The sequence below is a fragment of the Saprospiraceae bacterium genome, assembly GCA_016716185.1.
Taxonomy (GTDB): domain Bacteria; phylum Bacteroidota; class Bacteroidia; order Chitinophagales; family Saprospiraceae; genus Vicinibacter.
The window spans coordinates 2172532-2196941 of sequence record JADJWV010000002.1 but is presented as its reverse complement, the minus strand read 5'-3'; the positions used below and the strand labels follow the sequence as shown (position 1 = coordinate 2196941).

At 40.9% G+C, this 24410-nt stretch carries 16 protein-coding genes and 1 tRNA gene; 9 read left to right on the top strand and 8 right to left on the bottom strand.

All coding sequences use genetic code 11. The annotated features are described in order from the left end of the window. Positions 1-112: 112 nt before the first annotated feature. The 3 genes from IPM34_10425 to IPM34_10415 all read left to right on the top strand — a co-directional run bounded on the left by IPM34_10425 (position 113) and on the right by IPM34_10415 (position 6062). Positions 113-952, top strand: a complete 840-nt coding sequence (locus IPM34_10425) for an SPOR domain-containing protein (protein ID MBK8955956.1) — start codon at positions 113-115, stop codon at positions 950-952. A 17-nt stretch (positions 953-969) separates the two neighbouring features. After that, the gene (locus IPM34_10420) at positions 970-2220 is read left to right on the top strand and encodes an imidazolonepropionase (GenBank protein MBK8955955.1); all 1251 of its coding nucleotides are present in this window, start codon (positions 970-972) and stop codon (positions 2218-2220) included. A gap of 110 nt (positions 2221-2330) precedes the next feature. After that, complete coding sequence (locus IPM34_10415) at positions 2331-6062, top strand: gliding motility-associated C-terminal domain-containing protein (protein MBK8955954.1); 3732 nt, start codon at positions 2331-2333, stop codon at positions 6060-6062. Between the two features lie 187 nt (positions 6063-6249). Here IPM34_10415 and IPM34_10410 read toward each other — a convergent pair whose 3' ends face one another. After that, complete coding sequence (locus tag IPM34_10410) at positions 6250-7431, bottom strand: T9SS type B sorting domain-containing protein (GenBank protein MBK8955953.1); 1182 nt, start codon at positions 7429-7431, stop codon at positions 6250-6252. 78 nt (positions 7432-7509) lie between these two features. On the opposite strand from IPM34_10410, the gene tatC reads away from it, so the two are divergent. Together tatC and IPM34_10400 are read left to right on the top strand one after the other, a co-directional pair. Beyond that, positions 7510-8439 (top strand): twin-arginine translocase subunit TatC, encoded by a 930-nt coding sequence (gene tatC, locus IPM34_10405; GenBank protein MBK8955952.1) that lies wholly within the window; start codon positions 7510-7512, stop codon positions 8437-8439. Continuing rightward, positions 8436-8873 (top strand): hypothetical protein, encoded by a 438-nt coding sequence (locus tag IPM34_10400; GenBank protein ID MBK8955951.1) that lies wholly within the window; start codon positions 8436-8438, stop codon positions 8871-8873. Before tatC ends, IPM34_10400 begins: the two co-directional genes overlap by 4 nt. Before the next feature lie 199 nt (positions 8874-9072). Here IPM34_10400 and IPM34_10395 read toward each other — a convergent pair whose 3' ends face one another. Next, positions 9073-10635, bottom strand: a complete 1563-nt coding sequence (locus tag IPM34_10395; GenBank protein ID MBK8955950.1) for a PglZ domain-containing protein — start codon at positions 10633-10635, stop codon at positions 9073-9075. A 62-nt stretch (positions 10636-10697) separates the two neighbouring features. Here IPM34_10395 and IPM34_10390 point away from each other — a divergent pair, with 62 nt between their 5' ends. Both IPM34_10390 and IPM34_10385 read left to right on the top strand, forming a co-directional pair. Further along, complete coding sequence (locus IPM34_10390) at positions 10698-11906, top strand: HD domain-containing protein (protein MBK8955949.1); 1209 nt, start codon at positions 10698-10700, stop codon at positions 11904-11906. Positions 11907-12211: 305 nt separating this feature from the next. Next, positions 12212-13495, top strand: coding sequence for a serine hydroxymethyltransferase (locus tag IPM34_10385; GenBank protein MBK8955948.1), 1284 nt, complete (start codon positions 12212-12214; stop codon positions 13493-13495). Here IPM34_10385 and truA read toward each other — a convergent pair. The 6 genes from truA to IPM34_10355 all read right to left on the bottom strand — a co-directional run bounded on the left by truA (position 13481) and on the right by IPM34_10355 (position 18366). Further along, a complete protein-coding gene (gene truA / locus IPM34_10380; protein ID MBK8955947.1) occupies positions 13481-14257 on the bottom strand; it encodes a tRNA pseudouridine(38-40) synthase TruA in 777 nt (258 codons plus the stop codon). The two genes, IPM34_10385 and truA, sit on opposite strands and share 15 nt — an antisense overlap. Before the next feature lie 123 nt (positions 14258-14380). Continuing rightward, entirely contained in the window at positions 14381-14737 is a 357-nt protein-coding gene (locus tag IPM34_10375) for a DoxX family protein (protein ID MBK8955946.1), read from the bottom strand. Positions 14738-14876: 139 nt separating this feature from the next. After that, a complete protein-coding gene (clpX, locus tag IPM34_10370) occupies positions 14877-16127 on the bottom strand; it encodes an ATP-dependent Clp protease ATP-binding subunit ClpX (GenBank protein ID MBK8955945.1) in 1251 nt (416 codons plus the stop codon). Position 16128: 1 nt separating this feature from the next. Continuing rightward, positions 16129-16818, bottom strand: coding sequence for an ATP-dependent Clp protease proteolytic subunit (locus tag IPM34_10365; protein MBK8955944.1), 690 nt, complete (start codon positions 16816-16818; stop codon positions 16129-16131). 24 nt (positions 16819-16842) lie between these two features. Continuing rightward, positions 16843-18222: a hypothetical protein gene (locus IPM34_10360; protein ID MBK8955943.1), complete on the bottom strand. Its 1380-nt coding sequence runs from the start codon at positions 18220-18222 to the stop codon at positions 16843-16845. 62 nt (positions 18223-18284) lie between these two features. Further along, positions 18285-18366, bottom strand: a tRNA-Leu gene (locus IPM34_10355). A 171-nt stretch (positions 18367-18537) separates the two neighbouring features. Here IPM34_10355 and IPM34_10350 point away from each other — a divergent pair. Both IPM34_10350 and IPM34_10345 read left to right on the top strand, forming a co-directional pair. After that, a complete protein-coding gene (locus IPM34_10350; GenBank protein MBK8955942.1) occupies positions 18538-20784 on the top strand; it encodes a bifunctional (p)ppGpp synthetase/guanosine-3',5'-bis(diphosphate) 3'-pyrophosphohydrolase in 2247 nt (748 codons plus the stop codon). Positions 20785-21223: 439 nt separating this feature from the next. Beyond that, positions 21224-24409, top strand: a complete 3186-nt coding sequence (locus tag IPM34_10345) for a histidine kinase (protein MBK8955941.1) — start codon at positions 21224-21226, stop codon at positions 24407-24409. Position 24410: the final 1 nt, after the last annotated feature.

Here is a 24410-nt window from a genome sequence, read left to right as displayed (position 1 = left end):
GTAAATATATGAAAAACAGCACAATAAACATATATAATAATGTAATGTGAATTTTTGGTATGTTCCTTGCAGCATTATCGGATATATGCAAATTCACTCAAAATCTCACGACATGAAAAATTTAGTATCCTTCATTTGTATCGTACTCAGTCTCAACCTCCAGGCTTCCGATCCCAATAAAGTTATCTTTAAAGGCAGTTACAAAGCTGCTCTGCATATAGCTTGTCAGGAAAAGAAACTCCTGCTGCTACAGTTCACAGCAAAGTGGTGTCAGCCATGCCGGTTTATGGAAAAAGAAGTTTTTGGGAATGCCGATGTTCAGGCTTTTGTGGAACAAAATGTAATCATTTACAAAGTGGATATCGATGATCCACAAAACAAGGAATTAAAAAGAGAATATCAGGTCAGCGTTTTGCCGACTATAGTCCTGAAAAGGGCATCTGGTTCGGTATTGGCACGCAAAGAACACAGTCTCAACCCCGAAGCATTTATCTCCTGGGTTGAACAGGAAGCCGACCAATTTCTGGGCAATAAATCAAAATCAAAACCAGATGTAAATCCGTTCCTTCATACTCAAGCCTCAGAACATTCAAATGAATGGGCAGGTGTGGAAGCGTTTCTGAACGCAGATGAAACAGCAAGGAATAAAAAATCCGAAACAGATTTTCAGGAAACGACGGTAGGATTATCCATTCATGAAACAGGCAACTTTGCTCTTCAGGCCGGTGTTTTTTCTCAAAAAGAAAATGCAGAGTCTCTTGCCCTGAATTTGATTGAAAAATATCAGATCGATATCCGGATCGCCGAAGAAACCCGTAAGGATAAAAAATTATTTAAGGTGATCGCAGGTCAGTTTGAAACCCAGGAGGAAGCGAAACTTTTTCAGGATTTTCTACAACGCCAAAATCTGAATTCGGTCGTTGTCGACAACAAACTTACATTTGTTCGCTAAACTAATGCTGTTCACAGATGAGTCCAAGATCCATACTCATTAAAAATATTCATACCCTGGTACAGACTGATGTCGGCCAGGGTTTTTATCGTGCAGGCAGGCAAATGACGGATCTTCCCTGTTTGCAAAACGCTTACTTGCTGATTGAGAATGAAAAAATTGCCGCCTTTGGTCCAAACCAGGATGCCCCATCCGGTATCAAGGAAGTGGTCGATGCACAGGGCGGCTGGGTTTTTCCAAGTTTTGTCGACTGCCATACACACCTGGTTTTTGCCGAGTGGCGAAACCGGGAGTACGAAGACCGGATCAAAGGCCTCACCTATCTCGAAATTGCTGCAAAAGGTGGTGGAATTCTGAATTCCACTTCAAAACTTCGTGCTTTAACGGAAGACGAATTATTCGAGCGTTCAGGGGTGCGTTTGAAAAATGCAATGAAGCGGGGAACAGGAGCCATAGAGATTAAAAGCGGCTATGGTTTGGACGTAGAGAGCGAATTAAAAATGCTGCGGGTCATCAGGAGATTGAAAGAAACAGCTCAAATTCCTGTAAAATCAACCTTTCTGGGAGCACATGCGTTTCCGGCTGAATATAAAAACGATCACCAGGCTTACATCCGCATCATCGTAGATGAAATGTTGCCGAGAATTGCGGAAGAAGGACTCGCAGATTATTGCGATGTGTTTTGCGAACGCGGATTTTATACTCCGGAGGAAGCAGACCAGGTCCTGGAAGCCGCAGGAAAACGGGGTATTCCTTCGAGAATTCACACCAACCAGTTTACCCATAGTGGGGGAATACCGCTGGCTTTAAAGCACAAGTCAGTCAGTGTGGATCATCTCGAAGTTTGCAATGAAGAAGAAATGGGAATGCTGCGTGATGCATCAACCCATCCGGTTCTATTGCCATTTGCTGCGTTTTTTATGAATCAGGAATATCCTCCGGCCAGAGCAATGATAGATAAAGGGCTTGGAGTGATCCTGGCTTCGGATTTCAATCCCGGCACTTCCCCCAATTTCGATCTTTCTTTGGTATGGGGACTGGCCTGCAACCAGATGAAAATGCTTCCAGAGGAAGCTCTGAATGCCCTGACCATCAATCCTGCTGTCAATCTCGATATTCAGGATGAAGTGGGCAGCATTGCCGTAGGAAAACTTGCAAATCTGATACTTACCCATGCTGCCAGCGAGCTTTCTTATTTTCCATATGCACTTGGGCACTCATGGTTTTCACGGATATTTATCAGGGGAAACCCTGATTTTTTGACTTAATTGCTGGATTTCAAACTATTTATTTGCAACTTTCGTTGTGATATGAGCCTTCCTATGCCTATCATATAAGCATTTTAATTAATATCTTTGCGGTTTAAAACGAAGTTTAGATGAGACCCGGAATACTATGTAAACGCCTGTACATTTTTTTTGCCCTTTATTTTATCTTCTCTGCAGATATCCATCTTCATGCTCAAAACAACTGTGTCCAATTTGACATCATTGGGGGTAATGCCCCGAAAGGGGACTGCATCTGGGTTCCAGTTCGCGTGTACAACTTTGATACGATTCTTTCAGCCCAATTTGCATTGAGCTATGATCCTCAGGTAATCATGCCGGTAGATAAGTGGGCAACAACCAAGCTCGTTGGGCTGGATCCCAACACCAATATCAATTTTGACACCATCCGGAAGATCGTAAGATTTTTATGGGCCAACCCAAATTCAGATTGCGATGGATTGATTGATGGAGATACGCTGATCATGATCAAATTCAAGCTCATTGGGGAACCGGGGAGTTGTACCAAAGTTTCTTTTTTTGACAGAAGTCCGGTGCCCACCGAAGTACTGGATTGTAATGCCGATGAATATTGTGTGGAAGAAATTAATATTCCCGACAATGACATCTGTATCGGCGAGCCTACAAGCCTTTGTGTGCTCAGTTATTCCTGCGGAACGGTTACCAACAGCGGGAGTATTACCATCAAACCATTTGGAGGGACTTCGCCCTATATTGTCGATAGAATAGCTCCTCCCCAATCGGATACCCTTGCTAAAAGCGGCGATTGTGTGGTTTACAACAACCTCTTTCCCGGAACATACGAAATACATGTAAAAGATGCCACAGGGAAGGACACCATCCTCATGGTTGTAGTTGGAATGGGGACTCCCATTGCCATTTTTCCAAATGGGATCAGGCAGCCTACCTGCTGGAATACCTGCGATGGTGAGATCAACATCCGGATCACAGGAGGCGTCGGGAATATGACCATTGGTTGGAGACCCACAGGCGACTTTGGTCTGACGACCCTCAGAAGACTTTGCGTAGGGGATTATACGGTAACTGTGAGAGATTCTGCAGGATGTCTGGCTACTGAAACTTTTAAATTATTTGCAGATACCATTACTTCACAAGTGGAGATACTCAAAGATGCATCGTGCACAGACGATGGTGCAGCTGTTGCCAGAGCTTTTGGGGGCAATCCTTATCCCGGTGGACTATACGATTATTTTTGGAGCCAGAATGTGGCCGCCAATACTTCAGATACAACTTCATACAACTTCCGTTTATCGGGACAGCAGTTTGTGATCATTCAGGATTCAAGAGGCTGTATGGATACGGTTTTTTTTGACATACCCTACGGCGGAGTGTTACTCGATAGTATCGTCATTGATAGCATTGATTGTTTTGGCGATTCAACAGGTATTATTCATTCATTTGTCAGGTCAAACGGCACCCTCAACATACCGCTCGCATTCCGTTTGACGGATCAAAACAACAACACCATTTTCGGTGGAGTAAACGGGGTAGATAGATATACAAGTCCGCTGTTAAAGGCAGGTACTTATTTTTTGGAGATCACGGATACCAGTGGTTGTAAAAGATTTGACACCATCGTTTTAACCCAACCCAATTTGCTGGAAATTATTGAAAACGATGTAGATACTACGGCCAGTTGTTCGCCAGGAAATGATGCATATATCGATATCCGGGGTTTTGGGGGCACTCCTGGCTATCAATTCAACTGGAGCCACATGGCCATGGGAGGTAGAGTTACCAATTTAAGTCAGGGTGTTTATACCGTTACCCTGACCGATGCTAACGGTTGTTCGTTAACCCGGGAATATACCATCACACAGCCTTTTCCTCCGAATATTGACAGCATTATCACATTTGGACCCAATTGTTCCGGAGATACAACGGGAAGTGCAAATTTATTTTTTACACCGGGAAGTCACCCCAATGTAAATTTTCGTTGGAGCACGGGAGATATAACCAGAAATCTGATCAATATCAGGGATGGCAGTTATTCGGTGACCATTACGGATGGAAATGGTTGCGTCGATAGTGCTTCCGTCAACATATTACCACAGGGCAACGCATTGCGGGTCGCTTCTGCTGTGACCCGGGATCCTCGTTGTAATGGCAATTCCGATGGATTCATTGTCATCAATATTGCAGGAGGGCAAGGCCCATATACTTATTTATGGGACAATGGTGTTCAAACCCCCAACAACACCAATCTCAAAGCCGGAAGACATTGCGTTCGCATCGATGATTTTGGGAATTGTCCTCCATTGGATACCTGTTTCACTTTATCAGAACCGCCTGCCATTGGAATTAATATTTCCACCATTTCTGCACCAAGTTGCTCAACTCCCGGAACCTGTGATGCTACTGCGATCGTTACAACCGCTTGTACCGATACGTTTGTTTCGTTGACCTGGTCCTCGGGTGAACAGGTATTCCGGAATCGCGATACCGCAAACCTTTTATGTTCGGGACAACAGTTTGTCATAGCGACTTGTGGTTTTTGTGCCGACACCGTGTTGTTTGATGTACCTGAAGCTGTGCCTATCACGATTGACAGCAATTTTCTTTCAATCACAGCACCAAGATGTTACAATTCCAACGATGGACAAATTAGCATCCGGGCTAAAGGAGGTACAGGTCCTTATCAATACAACTGGATCAATCCGGCAATCAGTGCTCCAACCATTTCCAATCTAGGAGATGGTATGTATTATGTAAACATTGTCGATTCAAAAAATTGTGTCCATCTCGATTCTGTTAGGTTGAGGCAGCCCGACTCTATCAGAGTTGATATCATAGCCGGCTCGACTCTGGATGTAAGCTGCCCGGGAAGCCAGGACGGAAGGATCAGCACCGCATGGACAGGAGGCAACGGAGGGAAAGGAAGTTTCAGATGGTCGCCTGTGAATAGTCAGGATTCAATAGTTACCAATCTGGCTGCGGGAACCTATTTCTTAACCGTGACCGATTCAAAAAATTGTACCGGAACAGTGAGTTATACAGTGTCCGAACCACCTCCTATTCAATTTGTGATGTCTCCACCCGATACACCGAGGTGTGTAGATGACCAGGTTTTATTTTCAATAATACAAGCGTCGGGAGGATCAGGAGCCACCTACCGGTTTACAATTAATAATGGCGCACCCGTGAATATAGGTCAACAGGTGCCTTTGTTTCCCGGAAATTATGCCGTTCGCGTTTATGATAAAAACAATTGCTTTAAGGATACAAGCATTATCGTTAGCAATCCGACCAATCTGATCAATTTAAATTTTGGAAGAGATTTTGACACCATTCAACTCGGTGATAGTATATTATTGGATGGAAATTTATTGAATTCAGGTGTCATAGACACCATCATCTGGAGCCCATCGAATTCAGTTTCTAATCCGGGCAGTACAATATCGTTTGTGAGCCCGGGCAGAACCACGTTATACACCCTTACCGTTATCGATGAAGATGGCTGCCAGGTCAGCGATCAGATCACCATAGTGGTGAGAAGTACACGAAGATTTTATGCACCCAATGTATTTTCACCTAACGGCGACAACATCAACGATGCCTTTGAAGTGTTTATGGGTCCGGGAATTGAAGCCATCAAATATGCCCGAATCTTTGATCGCTGGGGCAATATGGTGAGTTCCATTGAAAACCCTCCAAGGAATGGAGAGCGAATGAGTATCTGGAATGGTAGGTTCGGAAACAACGGCGATCTGATGAATCCGGGTGTCTATGTGTATGTTGCGGAAGTGGTTTTTCAGGACGGAAGCACGACGGTTTACAGGGGAGATATTACCTTGCTTAGGTAAGTCCGAGACATCAGCTTAAAGGAAGGAATGAAAGTGTTTTGACCATTTGACCTATCGAAATGTCGCGAATTCGAAATCCCGAATCCCTTTTTTCTCTTTAGCCTTTTTTCTTCAGCCTTTGGCCTTAAGCTTTCAGCCTTTGGCCTTAGGCCTTAAGCCTTTGGCCTTCAGCCTTTTCCCTTTCAGCCTATCTCATCAGAAACACACTGCCTTTAGTCTTATAGGATTTTCCTTTACAGGTGTATGCAATCCTGTAAAAAAAAGTACCCGGATTTAATTTGTTACCATTCCAGTTTCCATCCCAGCTATCGCTAGCTTGGGTGAATCTCTGGATGATTCCTCCGTTTCGATCGAGGATATCGAAATACTGTAAAGATTCTATGAGAAAATTGTTGGATATAAAAAAACGATCGTTCAGCTGATCATCATTAGGGGAGAATGCAGTTGGAAGACTCAATTTGCTGCAATCGGTTTGCGAAGTATCGACAACCCGAACAAACACGAAATCAGTGGCCGTACAAAATTCATTCTGGATCGTGAATTGATAATGCTGCTCTTGTTGAGGACTTGCAATGGGATTGTTTATCATGGTTGATGATAAACCTGCAGAGGGCTGCCACTGAACTGATGTAGCACAATCTGCAATGGTGCGCAACTGAAAACTTCCTCCCAGAAAAATTAAAGTATCTGGGGTAAGGATTTGGTCCTGTATCAAATATTCGTCGTTTACTTCCGTGCTGTTCATCGGATAATTCGCAACAAAAATCTGGTCGATCCTGCCTTTGGATCTTGCAGCAAACACACAGGGCGAAGCATTGAATTTCAGATTCTGCTTGTTATTAAGTCGTAAAATAAAACTATTGTTTTTGACATCTTTGAGAAGTCCGTTAATAAAAAATCGCATTTGGCCGCCGGCCCTCGTTACAGCTAATTGTTGCCAGCAGGTGGAAGGGTCTGCTTTGCCTACCAATTGTACAATTTTATCGAAACCTTGTTGGAATGAACAGACAAAGGTGGAGTCGGAGAACTGGTAAACGATGCTCAACGAAGTATCTGCATTGCAAGATTTCATCTTTGATAAAATGTCAATGGTTCCGATTCCGGGTTCCAGTTGTACGGCGAACCCAAAACTGAAGTCAGAATAAAACATGGTATCGTTCTCAACCGCGAGTTCGATACTTTGGCCATTCAGTTCAAGGGCTTCATCTTCCAGTCCGCAATCACAAATGGGCGGTGCACCGGTAAGAAGAGGCGTCACAAATTTATTTTGCTCTTCGAGGCTGCAATTTTCGAAATGAAACAGTAGTTTTTTTCTTTCCTGTGCTCCTAAACACAGCGGTAGAAAGAGTAATAAGAGTATTTTATTCATGCAGGTCCAAAAATAGGGATATCCATGCAGAACGACCCAAATTCGGACAAAAATCGACCAGAGTAACAAGGTTTTAACATGCAAGCGCTTCCTGATTTCTATACCCTTGGTGCTCTTCAGGCTGTGTCGGGTGCTATTTGCGATTTTCGTTTAATTTTGCAGCCTCTAGTTTGGAGATTGGCGATGTTTGCAAAACTTTTTAAAAGGAGGGATAAGTCGACTGGACAAACAGAAATGACTTTTTTTGAGCATATCGATGCGCTCAGAGGGCATTTGTTCAGAGCAGCTTTGTTTGTTTGTATTTCAGCTGTTGCCGTTTTTACACAAAAAACCTTCATTTTCGATGTTATCATTTTAGGACCACTTCATAAAGATTTTGTTACCTACCGCTTTTTTTGCGAACTCTCTGAATTGACATGTTTTTATCCGGAGAACATCAAACTCATTACCCGCGAACTCAGCGAGCAATTGATGATCCATCTAAAAGTTAGTTTTTTTCTCGGGCTCATTATTGCTTTTCCTTTGGTCTTTAATGAATTTTGGAAGTTTGTAAAGCCGGGATTATACGACAAGGAAATTAAAGCCACGTCCGGAGTTATTTTTTGGTGTACGGTTTTATTTTTAGTGGGAGTCCTGTTTGGTTATTATGTGCTGGCTCCTTTTTCCATTGCATTTCTGGCATCTTATAATGTCAGTGATCTCGTGGAAGCGACTGCCACTTTGAGTTCTTATGTCGATTCGATGACCATGTACACCATGGCAACCGGTTTGGTTTTTGAAATGCCCTTGCTCATTTATTTTCTTGCGAAACTGGGCATCATGGGACCTGTTTTTATGAAAACTTACAGGCGTCATGCCATTGTTGTAATTCTGGTTTTGGCAGCCGTCATCACGCCTCCGGATGTAACCTCGATGGCTGTCGTGACGCTACCACTGATGTTGCTTTATGAGATCAGTATTTATATTGCAGCCATGAATTTTCCCAAAGAAACTGTATCGGACTCATGAACGTCTTATCCTCCTCGCTGACAGTAGTTCTGCGGATCTTTATTCCCGTATTCTGGTTTGTTTTTTTTGGCAGCCTTTGTTTGTTTTCCTGGTTTACAGATGATCAGGATCTGCCATTGAGAGATCCTTTTATCTTTCGTGTTCAATTGACCGTTTTTTTCTTTGTGGGTTTATCCCTTATTTTAGTATTCCTCTTGCCATTGAAACGAATTGAGATCGATGGTACATCGCTTTACATTACCAATTATTTCAAGACCATCAAAATTCCATTGCAAAGTGTAGTAAAAATTTCAGAAAAAAAATTTATTTCCCGATCCTGGATTACACTTCATCTTGATTTTAATTCCACTTTTGGAAAGAACATAAAAATGGTTTGTAACGCTGATCAATTGAAATTGTTGAAGGAGGAAATTCGAAGAACGCTTGAAACTTAAAGCAAGAAGCTTAAAGCGAGCGAAGCTATTCAATATGTAGTTGTTTAATTCAAGGTGACAGTTGTTAGCTTTGACAATTTTTGTTGAATTAATAACTAACGTATGTTTGAATTCAATAAAATGATCCAGCTTTTCGCTTTCAGCTTTCAGCTTTTCGCTTTCAGTTTTCAGTTTTCAGTCTAGGTATATCATCCTTACTTCATTTAGAGCTCATCCTAACTACCGGACAGATCATTTCCTCAAGCGATACGCCACCATGCTGGAAGGTGTTTTTGTAATAATTCATGTAATAATTGAAATTATTCGGATAGAGGAAATAGTTGTCGTGTCTTGCAAAAATGAATGCCGAAGAGACATTAGGTCTCGGAAGTCCGGCTTTTGGAGGGTCCTTGATTTCTAAAACATCCTTTTTTTCGTAATTGAGATTTTTGCCAACTTTGTATCGGAGATTGGTGGTCGTATCTCTGTCTGCCGCTACTTTTGATGGATTTTTTACACGGATCGTGCCGTGATCGGTTGCGATGATCACTTGCAGTTTATTGCCTTTTACTTTTTGAAGTGCGGCCCACAACGGCGAGTGTAAAAACCAGCTTCTCGTCAGTGAGCGATAAGCTTTTTCATCGGATGCCAATTCTTTCAATACTTCCATTTCGGTGCGAGCGTGAGATAACATATCGATAAAGTTATATACGATCACAGTAAAATTGTTGACCAGATAATTGTGGATGTTGTCCACCAAAGCTTTGCCTTGTGTTGCATTCAGAATTTTTACATAGTCGCTTTTGATTTCTTTGCGGAATGTTCTTTTGAGGAGTGCTGCCAGTAAATCAGGTTCTTTCAAGTTTTTACCGCCTTCTTCATTGTCATTGAGCCACCAGTCCGGATAAAAGGATTCTATATCGGAAGGCAACATACCAGCAAAAATGGCATTTCTGCTGTATTGTGTGGTCGTTGGAAGTATAGAATAAAATGTATCTTCTTCTTCGATTGTAAACAATTCTGTAAGTATCGGTTCGATGATTTTCCATTGATCATACCTGAGATTGTCCAACAGGATGAAAAATGTGGGAACATCTTCCTTCAGATATGGAAAAACTTTTTTAATCATGAGCTGATGTGACCATACAGGTTGTGGTATTTTATCGGACCCAAGCCAATTCAGATATTGGCTTACAATGTACTTGCAAAATTCACTGTTGGCTTCATTTTTTTGATTCGCCAGAATTTCCTGCATATCGGGCGAGCTGTTTTGATCAAACATTAATTCCCATTGGACAAGTTTTTTGTAGATGTCCACCCATTTTAGGTAATCAGGATTGCTATTGATCTCCATAAAGAGATCTCTGAACGCAATCTGATAATTCATGCTCGTTTTTTCTGTGACCAGGCGTTTATTGTCGATGAGTTTTTTAATGGTCAGAATGATCTGATTGGGGTTGACCGGTTTGATCAGATAATCCGCTATCTGGGAGCCAATGGCATCGTCCATGATATTTTCCGCTTCGTTTTTTGTTACCATCACTGTCGGGATTCGAATGCCTTTTTCTCTCATTTTTGCAAGAGTTTCAAGTCCAGTGATGCCGGGCATACTTTCATCGAGAAAAACAAGATCATAGGCATATGGATTTTTATCGAGTTTGTCCAATGCATCGTAGCCATTTGTGCAGGTCTCCACACTATGCCCTTTTTTCTCTAAAAAAAACAATTGAGGTTTTAAGAGATCTATTTCATCATCTGCCCATAAAATCTTGATTTTATCCATATTTTTGGCGGGTTGTCTTTTTGAAACGCCCTTGGGCAAATTTATATTATTCTGAACGCGTCGTGCCTGGAATTAAAATATTAAATGACCCGATCTACGGATTTGTCATGATCCCGAAAGGCTTGATGCTGAGTCTAATGGATCACGCATGGTTTCAAAGACTCCGGCGGATCAAACAGTTGGGATTAAGTTATTATGTTTATCCAGGCGCTGTTCACAGCAGATTTCATCATGCAGTCGGGGTCTACCATCTGATGTCGCAGGCGATTGAAATTCTCAGACAAAAAGGTATAACTATCACCAAAGACGAGGCAGAAGCAAGCCAGATAGCGGCATTGCTCCACGATGCAGGGCATGGACCTTTTTCGCATGTGTTGGAAAACAGTCTTGTTCCTCTGGAACACGAGCAATTGACCCTGATGATAATGGAATCGCTCAATCAAGAACTTGAAGGATCTTTGGATTTGGCAATTGAAGTTTTTAAAGGCCATTATCCAAAAAAGTTTTTATGCGAATTGGTGGCAGGGCAACTCGACGTAGACCGGATGGATTATTTGAACCGGGACAGTTTTTACAGTGGGGTAGTTGAAGGAACTATTGGATATCATCGCTTGCTGACCATGATGGATGTCGAAGACGAGCATTTAGTATTTGAAGAAAAAGCCGGCCTGTCCATTGAAAACTATTTAGCAGCACGAAGACTCATGTACTGGCAGGTTTACATGCATAAAACTTCTTTGGTCGCTGAACAAATGCTGGAATTGTTGCTTGCCAGGTGTAAGAAACTTGGAAGACACGATTTTGCGTCACCTTCTCTGGATTATTTTATATCCCTGAATGAGGGTGCTATGGAAAAAGTGGATCCTAATGAATTATTGATGAATTTTCAGCGAATCGATGATTCGGATATCGAGATGTTTTTAAAGTGCTGTGAAAACTCTGACGACCGCCTGATTAGCTATTTGGCAAAAGGTCTGTTGCAACGCAATTTTTTCAAGATCAAAATGCAGAAACATCCGTTTGAGCAGGGTATGGTAACCGATCTAAGATCTCAATGTGCAAATTACTTTCAATGTTCTGTGGCCGAATCAGAACAAATGGTGCAATTGATCAGAATGGAATTTTTAGGCTATGAAATTGGCACTTCTGAAATCCGGATCCGCACGAAAGAAGGCAAGGTTTATCCTGCATCGCAATGTTTGAATCTTGAGCATTTGTGTAAGCCAGAAGAAAAATTTTACTTGAGTATACCCAGGGGACTGAAGGGTTGAGGCGGAAAGAATAAAGTTCGAAGTGATGGTCGAAAGGACGAAATCCCGATAAAATGGCATAATATTTTAGTAAAGAAATAATTCTCTATATTTTATCGGGACGAAATGTCGAAACTTCGAAATGTCGAAACTTCGAAATGTCGAAACTTCGAAAGGACGAAATCCCGATAAAATGTCATGATTCTTAAGAAATGAAATAGTTAGCTTTATTTTAACGGGACGAAAAGTCAAAATGAAACCCCTTCGCCTCCAATCTTCCTCCTTCCACAAATCCTGCTATATTTGTTGGCTTTTATGCCAAGAATATGAAAGATCAACTCGTCAGAGATCTGTTGGACAAAGAACTGCATCGGCAGAGGAGAGGTATTGAACTCATTGCATCTGAAAATTTTGCCAGCCTGGATGTCATTCAGACTATGGGGACATGGCTCAATAACAAATATGCGGAAGGATATCCCGGTAAGCGATATTACGGCGGATGTGAGGTCATCGATCAGATCGAGAATCTGGCTATTCAATCGCTTTGTGAATTGTTTGGTGCAGAATTTGCAAATGTGCAGCCTCATTCTGGTGCACAAGCCAACATGGCTGTTCAGATAGCACTACTCAAACCGGGCGAACCTATTTTGGGATTAAATCTTGCTCATGGTGGGCACTTAACGCATGGATCTCCGGTTAATTTCAGTGGAAAGTATTTTCAGGCGCATTCCTATGGAGTGGATCCTGATTCGGGATATGTGGATATGCAAATGGTACGGGTACAGGCCCGGCAACATAAACCTAAACTCATTATTTGTGGTGCTTCCGCATATTCGAGAGATTGGGATTACAAAATATTTAGAGAGATTGCCGATGAAGTGGGGGCCATACTTCTGGCAGACATAGCGCATCCGGCAGGACTGATTGCTGCAAAACTGTTGAACGATCCTTTACCTCATTGTCATGTCGTTACTTCAACGACACACAAAACCTTGCGTGGACCTCGAGGTGGAATCATTATGTTAGGTCGTGACTTTGACCACCCCTCCGGCAAAACAGATTCCAAAGGCAAACCCGTATTGATGTCGCAAAGTTTGAATTCAGCAGTGTTCCCCGGAACCCAGGGTGGACCACTCGAACATGTGATCGCAGCCAAAGCAGTTGCATTCAGGGAAGCCCAATCTGAAAATTACAGAACCTATGCCAGACAGGTAATCAGCAATGCCAGTCATTTTGCCAAAAGTATGCAGGATCGGGGATTTCAGATCGTATCGGGAGGTACAGACAATCATTTGTTTCTGGTAGATCTCCGTTCTAAGAAAATTACAGGCAAGGATGCTGAAAACCTGCTGATCCGTGCCCATATAACGACCAATAAAAACATGATCCCAAACGATCCGGAAAAGCCTATGATTACTTCCGGAATTCGCCTTGGAACTGCAGCTTTAACCAGCAGGGGTTTTAAAGAAAATGATTTTGAGCAGACCGCAGAATGGATCCATCATCTGATCGCCAATAAAAATAATGAAAGCGTAATCGCAGGTATTCAAATGGAGATCAACAAGTATATGGGCAATTTTCCTTTGTATCCTGAATTAGATAGCTTCTAATAAATTCCATTTTTCTTCCGGATACCTAACATCTACAAGGGTCAGGCCTGTAGCCGGAACGCTGTATGATTTTTTAATCTGTCGTCCGGCCTGAAGGTCCTGGAGAATTTGTTCTTTGCTGATTTTCTGCAATGAAAAATTGATACACATGCCTACAATTAATCGAACCATTCCCCGTACAAACCGGTTGGCGGCAATATGATATTCGAAATTACCCGGGCTCAGTTCAAACCACTTATTTTCAAAAAGCGTACACTCATAATGATCCAGTTGATTGCCGGTTTTTGCAAACGAACGAAAATCACTGATTCCTTGAAGCAATCCAGCGGCTTGATTTAAAGAAGTAAGATCAAAATTTTGTGTTTCCCTAAACCAGCAACTATTGAAGGGGGCAAACGGATTTTTTTCGAGATGAATTTTATAAATGTATTTCCGGAAACAAGCATCAAACCTCGAATGAAATGTTTCTGAAGTTTTGAATAGCCGGTGAACGGCAATGTCCGGAGGTAACATCGCGTTTAGTGATTTTAATTCAGGCACAGTTGCGCTTGAACTATCGAGATCAAAATGTGCATAATAGCGGGATGCATGCACTCCGGTATCTGTACGTCCACAGCCGGTTATTTCAATTTCTGAGCGGGTTAAAACCCTGAGTTTTTCTTCCAGTGCAGATTGAACGGTTATTTCTCCTGGTTGAATTTGCCATCCTTTGTATGCTGTTCCGCAGTATGATAGTTCGAGTAATAACCGATGAAGGGACATGGAAATTAGAAATGAAAGATAAGCGCTAATAAATTTTAAAATCGGTTCTGTATTTTGGAATCTAATTCTTTAAGAATAGCATAAAGCTGACTCATCAGCCTTATGCTATGTTCGGTGTGCATTCTAACCGATGATGCTTTTATCTTTTGCGAGATTTTGTGCATACATCAAAGCACCTCCCGCAATGGCCAGATCCTTGAACATGCCACCGTAATCGCCTGCCATAGCTGAATTCAAATGGATGAGTACAATAAATAAAATAAGCATTACCGCCAACAGTACAGCAGCAAGTTTATCGTATTTACCAATAAGGACGCTGACTCCAAACAGGATCAGACATAGTCCGGTAAAATAAATGGTAATGCTGCCTCCGAATGGGGCCATACCCGCCATAGCATTTGCGTTCATTAAATGAAGGATCCCAAAACCCGCCATGGGAAGTGCCAGTAAATACTTGCCAAGTCCTAAAAGTGCGTTCATCGTAAAATTGTTTTGAAGGTGAAAAAAATAAAATCAAGGGTAAGATAAGCTTTCTCTCCTGAATTTTCAAGAGGTGAAATAAACAGGTCTGTAAAAACTAATAATTAGTAAACAAATTTGGAATTCAGCTCTGAGGAAATCAGGCTGACTTTTTCAATTGTCCCAGATCAATATGGCTTTTGATAAAATCCGCATCCACAACCAATTTTCCTGTAGATTTTAAACTGGTGTTTTCAAACATAGCTTCTCTAAGCACGGTTTCGCAGATCGTCCGAAGACCCCTTGCGCCCAGTTTATTTTCAAAGGCCAGATCAGCTATCATTTGAATCGCTTCTTTTTTAAATTCCAGCTGGATGCCATCCATTTCAAATAGTTTCTGGTATTGCTTGATTATGGCATTTTTTGGCAAAACCAGAATCTTCGCCAGAATATCGCGGGTAAGATTATCGAGATAAGCGAGTACCGGCAACCTGCCCAATAATTCGGGGATGAGCCCGAAGCGTTTCAGGTCCTGATGATTTACATAACGCAACCAATTTTCTTTTTCGAGTTCCGATCGTTCGTTAGTCTGGTTGTAACCAATGACGTGTGCATTCATCCGCTTTGCAATGATTTTTTCAATTCCGTCAAAGGCCCCACCGCAAATAAATAAAATGTCGCGGGTATTTACCTTCAGAAAAGATTGTTCGGGATGTTTTCGCCCTCCTTCGGGAGGCACATTGACATCTGCGCCTTCTATAATTTTCAACATGGCTTGTTGAACTCCTTCTCCCGAAACATCGCGTGTAATTGATGGATTTTCTCCTTTGCGTGAGATTTTGTCGATTTCATCTATGTAAATAATCCCTTTTTCTGCTTTGGCGATATTGTAGTCACAACTTTGAAGCAATCGACTCAGCATGCCCTCAACATCTTCACCAACATATCCGGCTTCCGTAAAAGATGTCGCGTCAACGATTGCGAATGGCACATCCAGCAATTTAGCCATTGATTTGGCCATCAGCGTCTTGCCCGTTCCGGTAGGACCTATAAAAAGTACATTTGATTTTTCGAGCTCAACTTCTCCGTCGCTTTCAACGGACAGACGTTTGTAATGGTTATAAACAGCAATAGCAAGAGTTTTTTTTGCTTCCTCTTGTCCTATGATATAAAGATCGAGATACTCTTTGATAAAGCGGGGTGAAAAGCCAAAGGGCAACTGAAATTGTTTGGACTGCGCTTTTTTGCGACCATCCTTTGCGGTATCTTCGATAATCTGATAAGCCTGGGTCACACATTCGCTGCAAATAGAAGCGAGGTCACCCTGAATCATCAATTCGACTTTTGATTGAGGTTTTCCACAAAAGATGCAGATTTGATCAAATGGGTCGTTGTTTTTTTTCTTGGCCATATTAAAGGGCTTTGGTGCGGATTAACACCTCATCGACCAAACCATAAGTCTTTGCTTCATCGGCAGTCATCCAGTTGTCACGGTCGCAATCTTCTTCGATGCGTGCAGGATCCTGGCCTGTATGATGAGCGAGTACTTCGTATAATTCGGATTTCATGGCCTTGATCAATTTGTAAGAAATTTCCATGTCACTAAACTGACCCTGCATTCCGCCAGATGGCTGGTGGATCATAACCCTGCTGTGTTTGAGACAGGTTCTTTTTCCTTTAGTACCGGCACTCAGCAGAACTGCGCCCATGGATGCCGCGAGTCCTGTACAGATCGTCGCCACATCTGGATTTACATATTGCATGGTATCGTAAATTCCAAGTCCGTCGATTACAGATCCTCCCGGACTGTTGATGTACATTTGGATATCGCGTTTTGGGTCTGCAGAATCCAGAAACAACAATTGAGCCTGGATGACATTGGCAACATAATCGTTGATGGGTACTCCCATAAAAATAATCCGGTCCATCATCAATCTGCTGAATACATCCATCCCAACGACATTTAACTGACGCTCTTCAATAACGGTTGGGGTAAATCCTTTGATTGTCGATATTGTGGACTCCATGTATTTGTCTAAATGCATGGAAGACATACCCATGTGCTTCACTGCATATTTCTTGAACTCATCTTGTGAAAACATATTCAGTTATTTTTTTTTTTTTTTTTAATGTTGATGACTATTTAAATGTACGACTTTTTCCCGAAATTCTTCAAGGCTTATATCTTCTAACGATGGTTCAAATTGAGTTTTGATCCAATCGATGGCTTTATTATTCTGGGCGATGTTCAAATATTTCATGGCCTTTTCCTGGTTGTCGATGATCCTTTTTACAAAATCAGCTTTCATGTGCTCGGGCAGTTGGTGTATAGGATAATACTGTGCCATTTCATTCATGACCGCATCGACAATGTCGTTGTATTCAATTTTTATCTGATTTTCTTTGATAATGGCATCCCTGATGAGTTTCCAAATCATGTGTTCCCGGTAATGAAAATAATCGTGTTCCAGCTCGTGTTCGGGTTTGTTTTTCCATCCCTCGAAAGTAGCAGACAACCATTTTTTCAGGAAGTTATCGGGTAATTCAAAACCGGAGGCCTTGACCAGATCCTGGACGACAATGAGGTCAAAATATTTTTCTGCTTCATCAACGAAATAATTCTCAGCATCTTCGCGAAACTTTTCTCGTAATTTAATCTCGTCTACGATTTCAGTATGTTCTCCGAAGGCTCTTTTATAGAGATCTTCATTTAATTCTGCAGGAAGTTTTCGCTTGATTTCTTTGATGTTACCTTTAAAAAAATCACCAACCTCGATCTGAGCATCCCGATCTTCCGGAATTTTCAGAATGTATTTTCTGATTTCTTTTTCCTGAAGATCTTTTTCAACTTCATGAATGTTGAATTGAAATGAATGACCTGCCTCTTTGCCTGTAAGCTCTTCGAGAAGATTTGGGTGCATGGTTTCATCAGCCATTGCAATGAAGCTCGTTTGCCATCCATTTTCTTTAAGCTGTTCGCCATCCATTTCCTGAGCTTCTATCGTCACCAGATCACCTGGATTTATATGATCTGAAACTTCTTTTGGTTCTCCATATTGTTTTCTGAAGTGTTCGACTTCGTCGTCAATTTTTTTATCGTCCAGGATGATTTTATATTTCTTGGTCGTCAGGTTCGCCACAAATGCTGTTGAATTAATTTGAGGGGCGGTACCTACTTCGTATACAAACCGGAAGGAGTCCCGATCTTCAGTGTTGCTTTTTTCGGGAACATCCATCAGATCTCCCATAAATTGGATATTGTTTTCCTTTTGGTAATCGTCGATGGCCTTGTTGACAAGTTTTTGCAGCTGCTCGACTTTCAGCTCTTCCGCATAAAGTTTGCGGATCATGCTTTCCGGAGCCGCGCCCTGACGGAATCCTTTTATTTGGGCTGTTTTACGGATCTTTTTAAGCTTGTCTTCAATAAGAGGCTTATAGTCGGAGGGTTCAATCTGGATGATCAAATGATGATGCTGAGGACCGATGGGTTCTAAAACTGATTGCATAATTAACTTCTAATTCTCGATAAAGGAATGAACAAGCCGATGGGCTTAAAGTTGTATAGTTGTGCGGGCGGAGGGAGTCGAACCCACACACCTTTCGGCACCAGATCCTAAGTCTGGCGTGTCTGCCAGTTTCACCACGCCCGCAAAAGAGGGGCAAAGTTAAACAATCGGCAGATATCGCGAAAGGAGGTGAATATTAAAATATATAACAAATAATTACTATATATTTTTGCTTATATTATAGTGTAATAGGAATCATGTTAAGCATAGTGATTTGGATTTGAACCAGATTTTAACTAATTTTGTATTCTTTATATGCAGTCCGCAGCTCCCATGAATGAGGTCCATCCTGCTCAACAGGAGATAGACCAAAGGCTGATACGTGCCTCGTACAGAAGGTTATTGCGTGCACTGAGTAAACATGCCCTGGCAGATGATGACCGGCTTGAAATCAGGAAAGCATTTGAACTGGCATTAGATGCACATGGATCCCAGCGCCGGAAGTCGGGGGAACCTTACATTACCCACCCGCTCGAAGTTGCCAGGATTTGTTACGAAGAGATGGGTTTGGGTCCGACAGCCGTTATCGGGGCTTTGTTGCACGACACCGTCGAAGACACACCGGTCGAACTCAAAGATATCCACAAGCAATTTGGTCCTAAAATCGCAAAAATTGTAGACGGACTTACCAAACTCGATGGCCTCTATAATGTCGAGAGTCCTCAGGCGGAAAATTTTAAAAAAGTATTATCGACTTTGCTCGATGACGTTAGGGTCATCCTTATTAAAATGGCCGACCGACTGCACAATTTAAGAACCATCGACATTATGTCGAGAACAAAACAGCTAAAAATTGCTGCAGAAACCAGTTACATCTATGCCCCTTTGGCTCACAGGTTGGGTCTTTACAATATCAAATCCGAGTTCATGGATCTGTGCCTTAAAATCACAGAACCCGAATTGTATACCGGGATCATCGACAAACTTAAACAAACACAAAAGGACCGGAATAAATTTATCAATGATTTTATCAGGCCATTGAAAAATGAGTTGGATCAGCTTTTGATTCCTTACAAAATTTATGGCCGGCCTAAAGCTATATCTTCCATTGCCAATAAACTAAAAACCAAAAAGGTTGCCTTCGAAGAAATCTACGACCTATTCGCTGTGCGAATAGTTCTTGACGTCCCACCGGAAAAAGAAAAATCGGCATGCTGGTTGGTTTATTCAATAGTGACGGATGTACACCGTCCGATCCCGGAACGTTTGAAAGACTGGATCACTACTCCGAAGTCAAATGGATATGAATCTTTGCATACCACCGTGATTGGCCCGGGAGGCCGGTATGTAGAGGTGCAGATCCGTTCGAGAAGGATGGATGAGATTGCGGAAAAAGGTTTTGCTGCGCATTGGAAATACAAAGAAGTAGGCAGTATGCAAAATGTCTATGACCATTGGTTTGACAGCATCCGCGATGTTCTGGAAACTCCTCACAACGATGCCATTGAGTTTTTAAACGACTTCAAATCAAATCTGTACGGTGAGGAAGTTTACATCTACACACCCAAGGGAGAAATGCGGGTTCTGCCTAAAGGTGCAACGGTTTTGGATTTTGCATTTAGCATTCATACAGATGTAGGTTCACATGCTACGGGTTTTAAAGTAAATAATAAACTGGTACCGATGGGTCAACCCCTGGAAAGTGGTGATCAGGTTCAGGTATTGGTTAATAAAAATCAAAAGCCAACTGAAGATTGGCTCAAGTTGGTTGTTACAGGGAAAGCGAGGTCCCGAATCAGAGCTGCACTCAAGGAAGAGCAAAAAAAATTGGCAGACATCGGAAAAGAAATTCTCGATCGAAAATTAAAAAACAACAAACTTGAATCAGAGGACAATTTAGATGTATTGGTCAAAGTGCTCGGATTTAAAACGAGGATTGATCTTTACCAGGCGATTGGCGAAGAAAAAATTGATGTCACAGAAAGTCTGAAAAGTTTCGACATCGACAAAGGTAAACTGGCAGAACGAAAATCAGAAACGCCGGAACCTAAAGAATTTCAACAAAAGTCTCTTTTTACCGAAAGTCAAGGTTCCGAAGGAATTCTGATCAATGGCGAGCCCGGCAGGCAATATCACTACAGCCTTGCACATTGCTGCAATCCCTTACATGGCGATGAAATATTTGCATATGTAACCGCTAGCAGCGGAGTGAGAATTCATCGCTCCAATTGTCCGAATGCAGAACACATGATGGTCAATCACGGTTATCGCATTTTAAAAGCCGAATGGTCAGATATGGTGTCAGATACCTTCAATGCCGTATTGCAGGTCCAGGGAATTGACGATGGTCCGGGAGTTATCGAAAGACTGACGCATCATATTTCGACAAAATTGGGGGTAAACATCACCTCTTTTAGTATTGAAGGACATCAGGGTACTTTTGAAGGGCGAATAGGTTTGATCGTAAACAACAAAGCCCACTTGAATCTTATTATCAAGGCGCTTACTCAGCTGCCGGGGATCAGTTCGGTTCAGCGAATTGATGCAGTAAAAGAAGTTTGATTATTTTGGATAAATGCAGATTTATAAATGGCCGTGTTCAGAATTCAACCCGACAAATAATACTGAATTTCTGCAGTGTAGATCATAGAGACAAAATTTATTTGAATCATTAAGTTGGGTATCCACAAAATTTGGGTTTTTATATTTTACAAAATGTGCGTTCATCCTCCTGTAATTTAAATTCATGTCTTGCCTTACATGAATCTATATTGATATACCGTTCGGGGAACTTCAATGATATTTCATGGTTCTTTAATGATAAAGATGACTGCTAAAAACCAATCAATTCAGATGTGTGAATTTTATAAACCCGGAGTTACGCTGCAGTGTGATGAGGAGTTTAATATATTTGCACAACCAAGTATCAGGGCTTTTTAGAAGTACCCTTAAAGTAAAATAGGAATTAAGGTTGTATTATTGTAATTCAAAAATAATAAAAGTGCTGCAAAATTTATTTAGGACTCCATTTGCATCTGGAATTTCTAAGTTTTACGCGCTAACATTTTGCTTTATTTTTCAAATTTCTGGCCAATGTCAAAACCTACACGATGTCAGATTTGAATATTTAGGTGACGACTGTGGTATCTCAAATCCATCCATCAGTAGTTTTCAGCAAGATAAATTTGGTTTTTTGTGGATTGGTACCGGCGATGGTCTAAATCGATACGATGGTCGAAATTTTAAAATCTTTAAGAACATCGTAGGAGATTCCACTTCTCTGATTGAAGATTTTAATCAATTTCTGACGGTGGATCAGGAAGGTGATTTGTGGGTTAGTTATAGAGGAAAGGGAATTAGTAAATTTGATAACAACTGTCAGTGTTTCAAAAATATTTACAATATAGCAGAACAAAATCCCGAACTATTCAATAATGGGTTTATTATTCTTAGGATTGACAAAGACAGTATAATTTGGATAGGGGGTACTGGAAATGGCTTGAATATGTTTGATCTTAAATCGCGTAAGATTAAGCATTGGGATCTGCCTGGAGTTGATAAGCGATATAAAGGAGTTGAAAAGGGTAATGCCAATTCTATATATAAAATCTATTCCGAAGAGGGTAATTTATTTTGGCTCGCAACAGGCATTGGCTTGTTTACATTTGATAAAAGCAATCAGACGTTTGTGCATAAATCGGAAGATTTAATCGATACGTCCAGGCAAAGGCATGATTACTTAAGTTCTATGGTGCCGGAAGGAAAGGAGGGATTGTGGCTTTCGTCTTATGGTGGAAGCATATTTTATTATGACATTGAAAAGAAAGAATTTAGTAAATACAAATCAAAGGTTTTAGTTGGAAATAAAGAAATTGAATATGCCATTTATTCAATTCAACGGAAGAGTAATTTTGAATTATGGGTAATTATAGCTTCCAGGGGGATTGGGATTTTCAATACTGTAACTAAAAGTTTTCATTTTCATGATGAGCATCACTTGCAAGATCCTAACTTTCATCTCAATTCAGTTTACATGTTGTATACAATTCCGGATGGTGTTGTTTTTGGTGCTGTTCCGGGAGGACTTATAAAATACAATCCGCATTCAAAAATTTTCAACTTTAAGGAGTTAAAAATTCAAAACAGCCAATATTCGAATCAATTTCACTTTTCAAGAATTATTGAATACGAACAATCCTTATTATTTGGTACTCAGTTTGGAAACGGTTTAAATGTGTTAAATCTGGAAAACGGAGAATTGCTGAATTTTCCTATTGACTACCAACAGGTGCCTGGCGAGAAGTTTATGAAAGTAAAAGATGTAGTAATTGATCCTGATAAAAGAATCTGGGTAATAGGGAATACGGATTTATATGAGTACAAATATGTTGAAAAAAGACTGGATAAAATTGAGAAAATATTTCAGAAGATTGAAGAAGATAGTGGTTATGTTGTCAGTCGGATTATCAAAGATACAGATGGGGTCATGTGGGCGCTTACACATCAGGGAGGGATCCATATTTTTAATCCCATTCAAAAGAAGATGTCTTTGCGACTGAATCATTTGCATAATGAATATAATTTTCCATGGAAAGTAATCAACTTTGTTTCTGGTCCGAAGGGAAAAATATGGTTAGGTACCAGTAATGGAATTTTTTATTTTGATAAATCTAAGAAGCTTACCATCAGCGTCGAAAATGATGTGTATAAGGAATTTATTTCTAAGGGTTATTTTTCTGTGGCTACAGATACCGTTGGAGATTTGTGGATAACTATTATTCACGAAGGCCTTATGCATATAAGTTATGCCAATGACAAATTTCATGTTCGTGTCTTTAATCGAGAAAATGGGTTGCCAGCATCAAATGTGTATTCTGTTTGCGTTGATCACCTGGGTATATTATGGTTTTCTACTATAAAGGGAATTTATACATTTAACCCTGAACACCGATATATCAGAAATTATACGCGTTCTGATGGAATGGATCCTGACTATTTTTCAGTGCGATTTTTTCCAGCTTCGAATGGATCTATGTATCTGGCAATTCCCGGGAAATATTCAAGAGTGAATTATGAGAGATTACAAAGAAAAGCAGATGTTCCAGTTGTTTATATTGAAAAATTTACAATTCAAAATAGAGAGCAATTGGTGCCATTTTCAGAAAATTTGCATTATCAGTTAAAACCAAATGAAAATCTATTTTCAGTTGAATTTTCTTGTGTTAATTTCGAAAATCAAAATAATCATCGATTTGCTTACATGTTGGAGGGTTGGGATGATAATTGGGTATTTAGTGGAACCAGGCGATATGCAAGTTATAGTAATTTGGATGGAGGGCATTATAAATTTAAAGTGAAAGTGGATGGGGGTTCCGGAGTTTGGAGTGAGATTTCTACAGTTTCGGTTTTTATAGATTCACCATTTTATAAGAAATCCTGGTTTATATTCTCCGTGGTTATGTTTTTTACCGGACTTATATTTTTGCTTTATCGGATTAGAATAAGTCAGATTGAAGCAACGGAAAAAATCAAAACTGAATTTAACCGACAGTTAATTGAGTCTCGGATGGAGGCCCTAAGGGCTCAGATGAATCCGCATTTTATTTTCAACTCCCTGAATTCGATCAACAGATACATCATCAAAAGCGATGTAAAAACTTCATCGCTATATCTGACTCGTTTTGCCAAACTGATGCGGCTAATTCTCGATAATTCGGAACAAAAGAAAGTGTTGTTGGCAAATGAGTTGGAAGCACTAAAACTATATATCGAAATGGAGGCGTTTCGCTTTGATCATAAATTTAGTTACGAAGTTCATGTAGAAGCGGATGTCGATGTTGATAATGTTGAAATCCCTCCGTTGATTATTCAGCCTTATGTAGAGAATGCTATCTGGCACGGGCTCTTGCCGAAGGAGTCTAACGGGCATCTGACCATTCAAGTTAAAATGACAGATGCGCATTTAGTAGTTGTTATTGACGATAATGGGATCGGGAGAAAAAAGGCAGGAGAGTTTAAAAGTATAAACAGCCCAACAAGAAAGTCTCTTGGAATGAAGCTCACTGAAGAGCGACTAAAAATGGCGAAGGACCATTTCAATAGCGGGGGATCACAGGAGATCATTGATAAATATGACGCGATGGGGAATCCATGCGGAACTAAAGTCATTTTAACCATACCAATTTAAG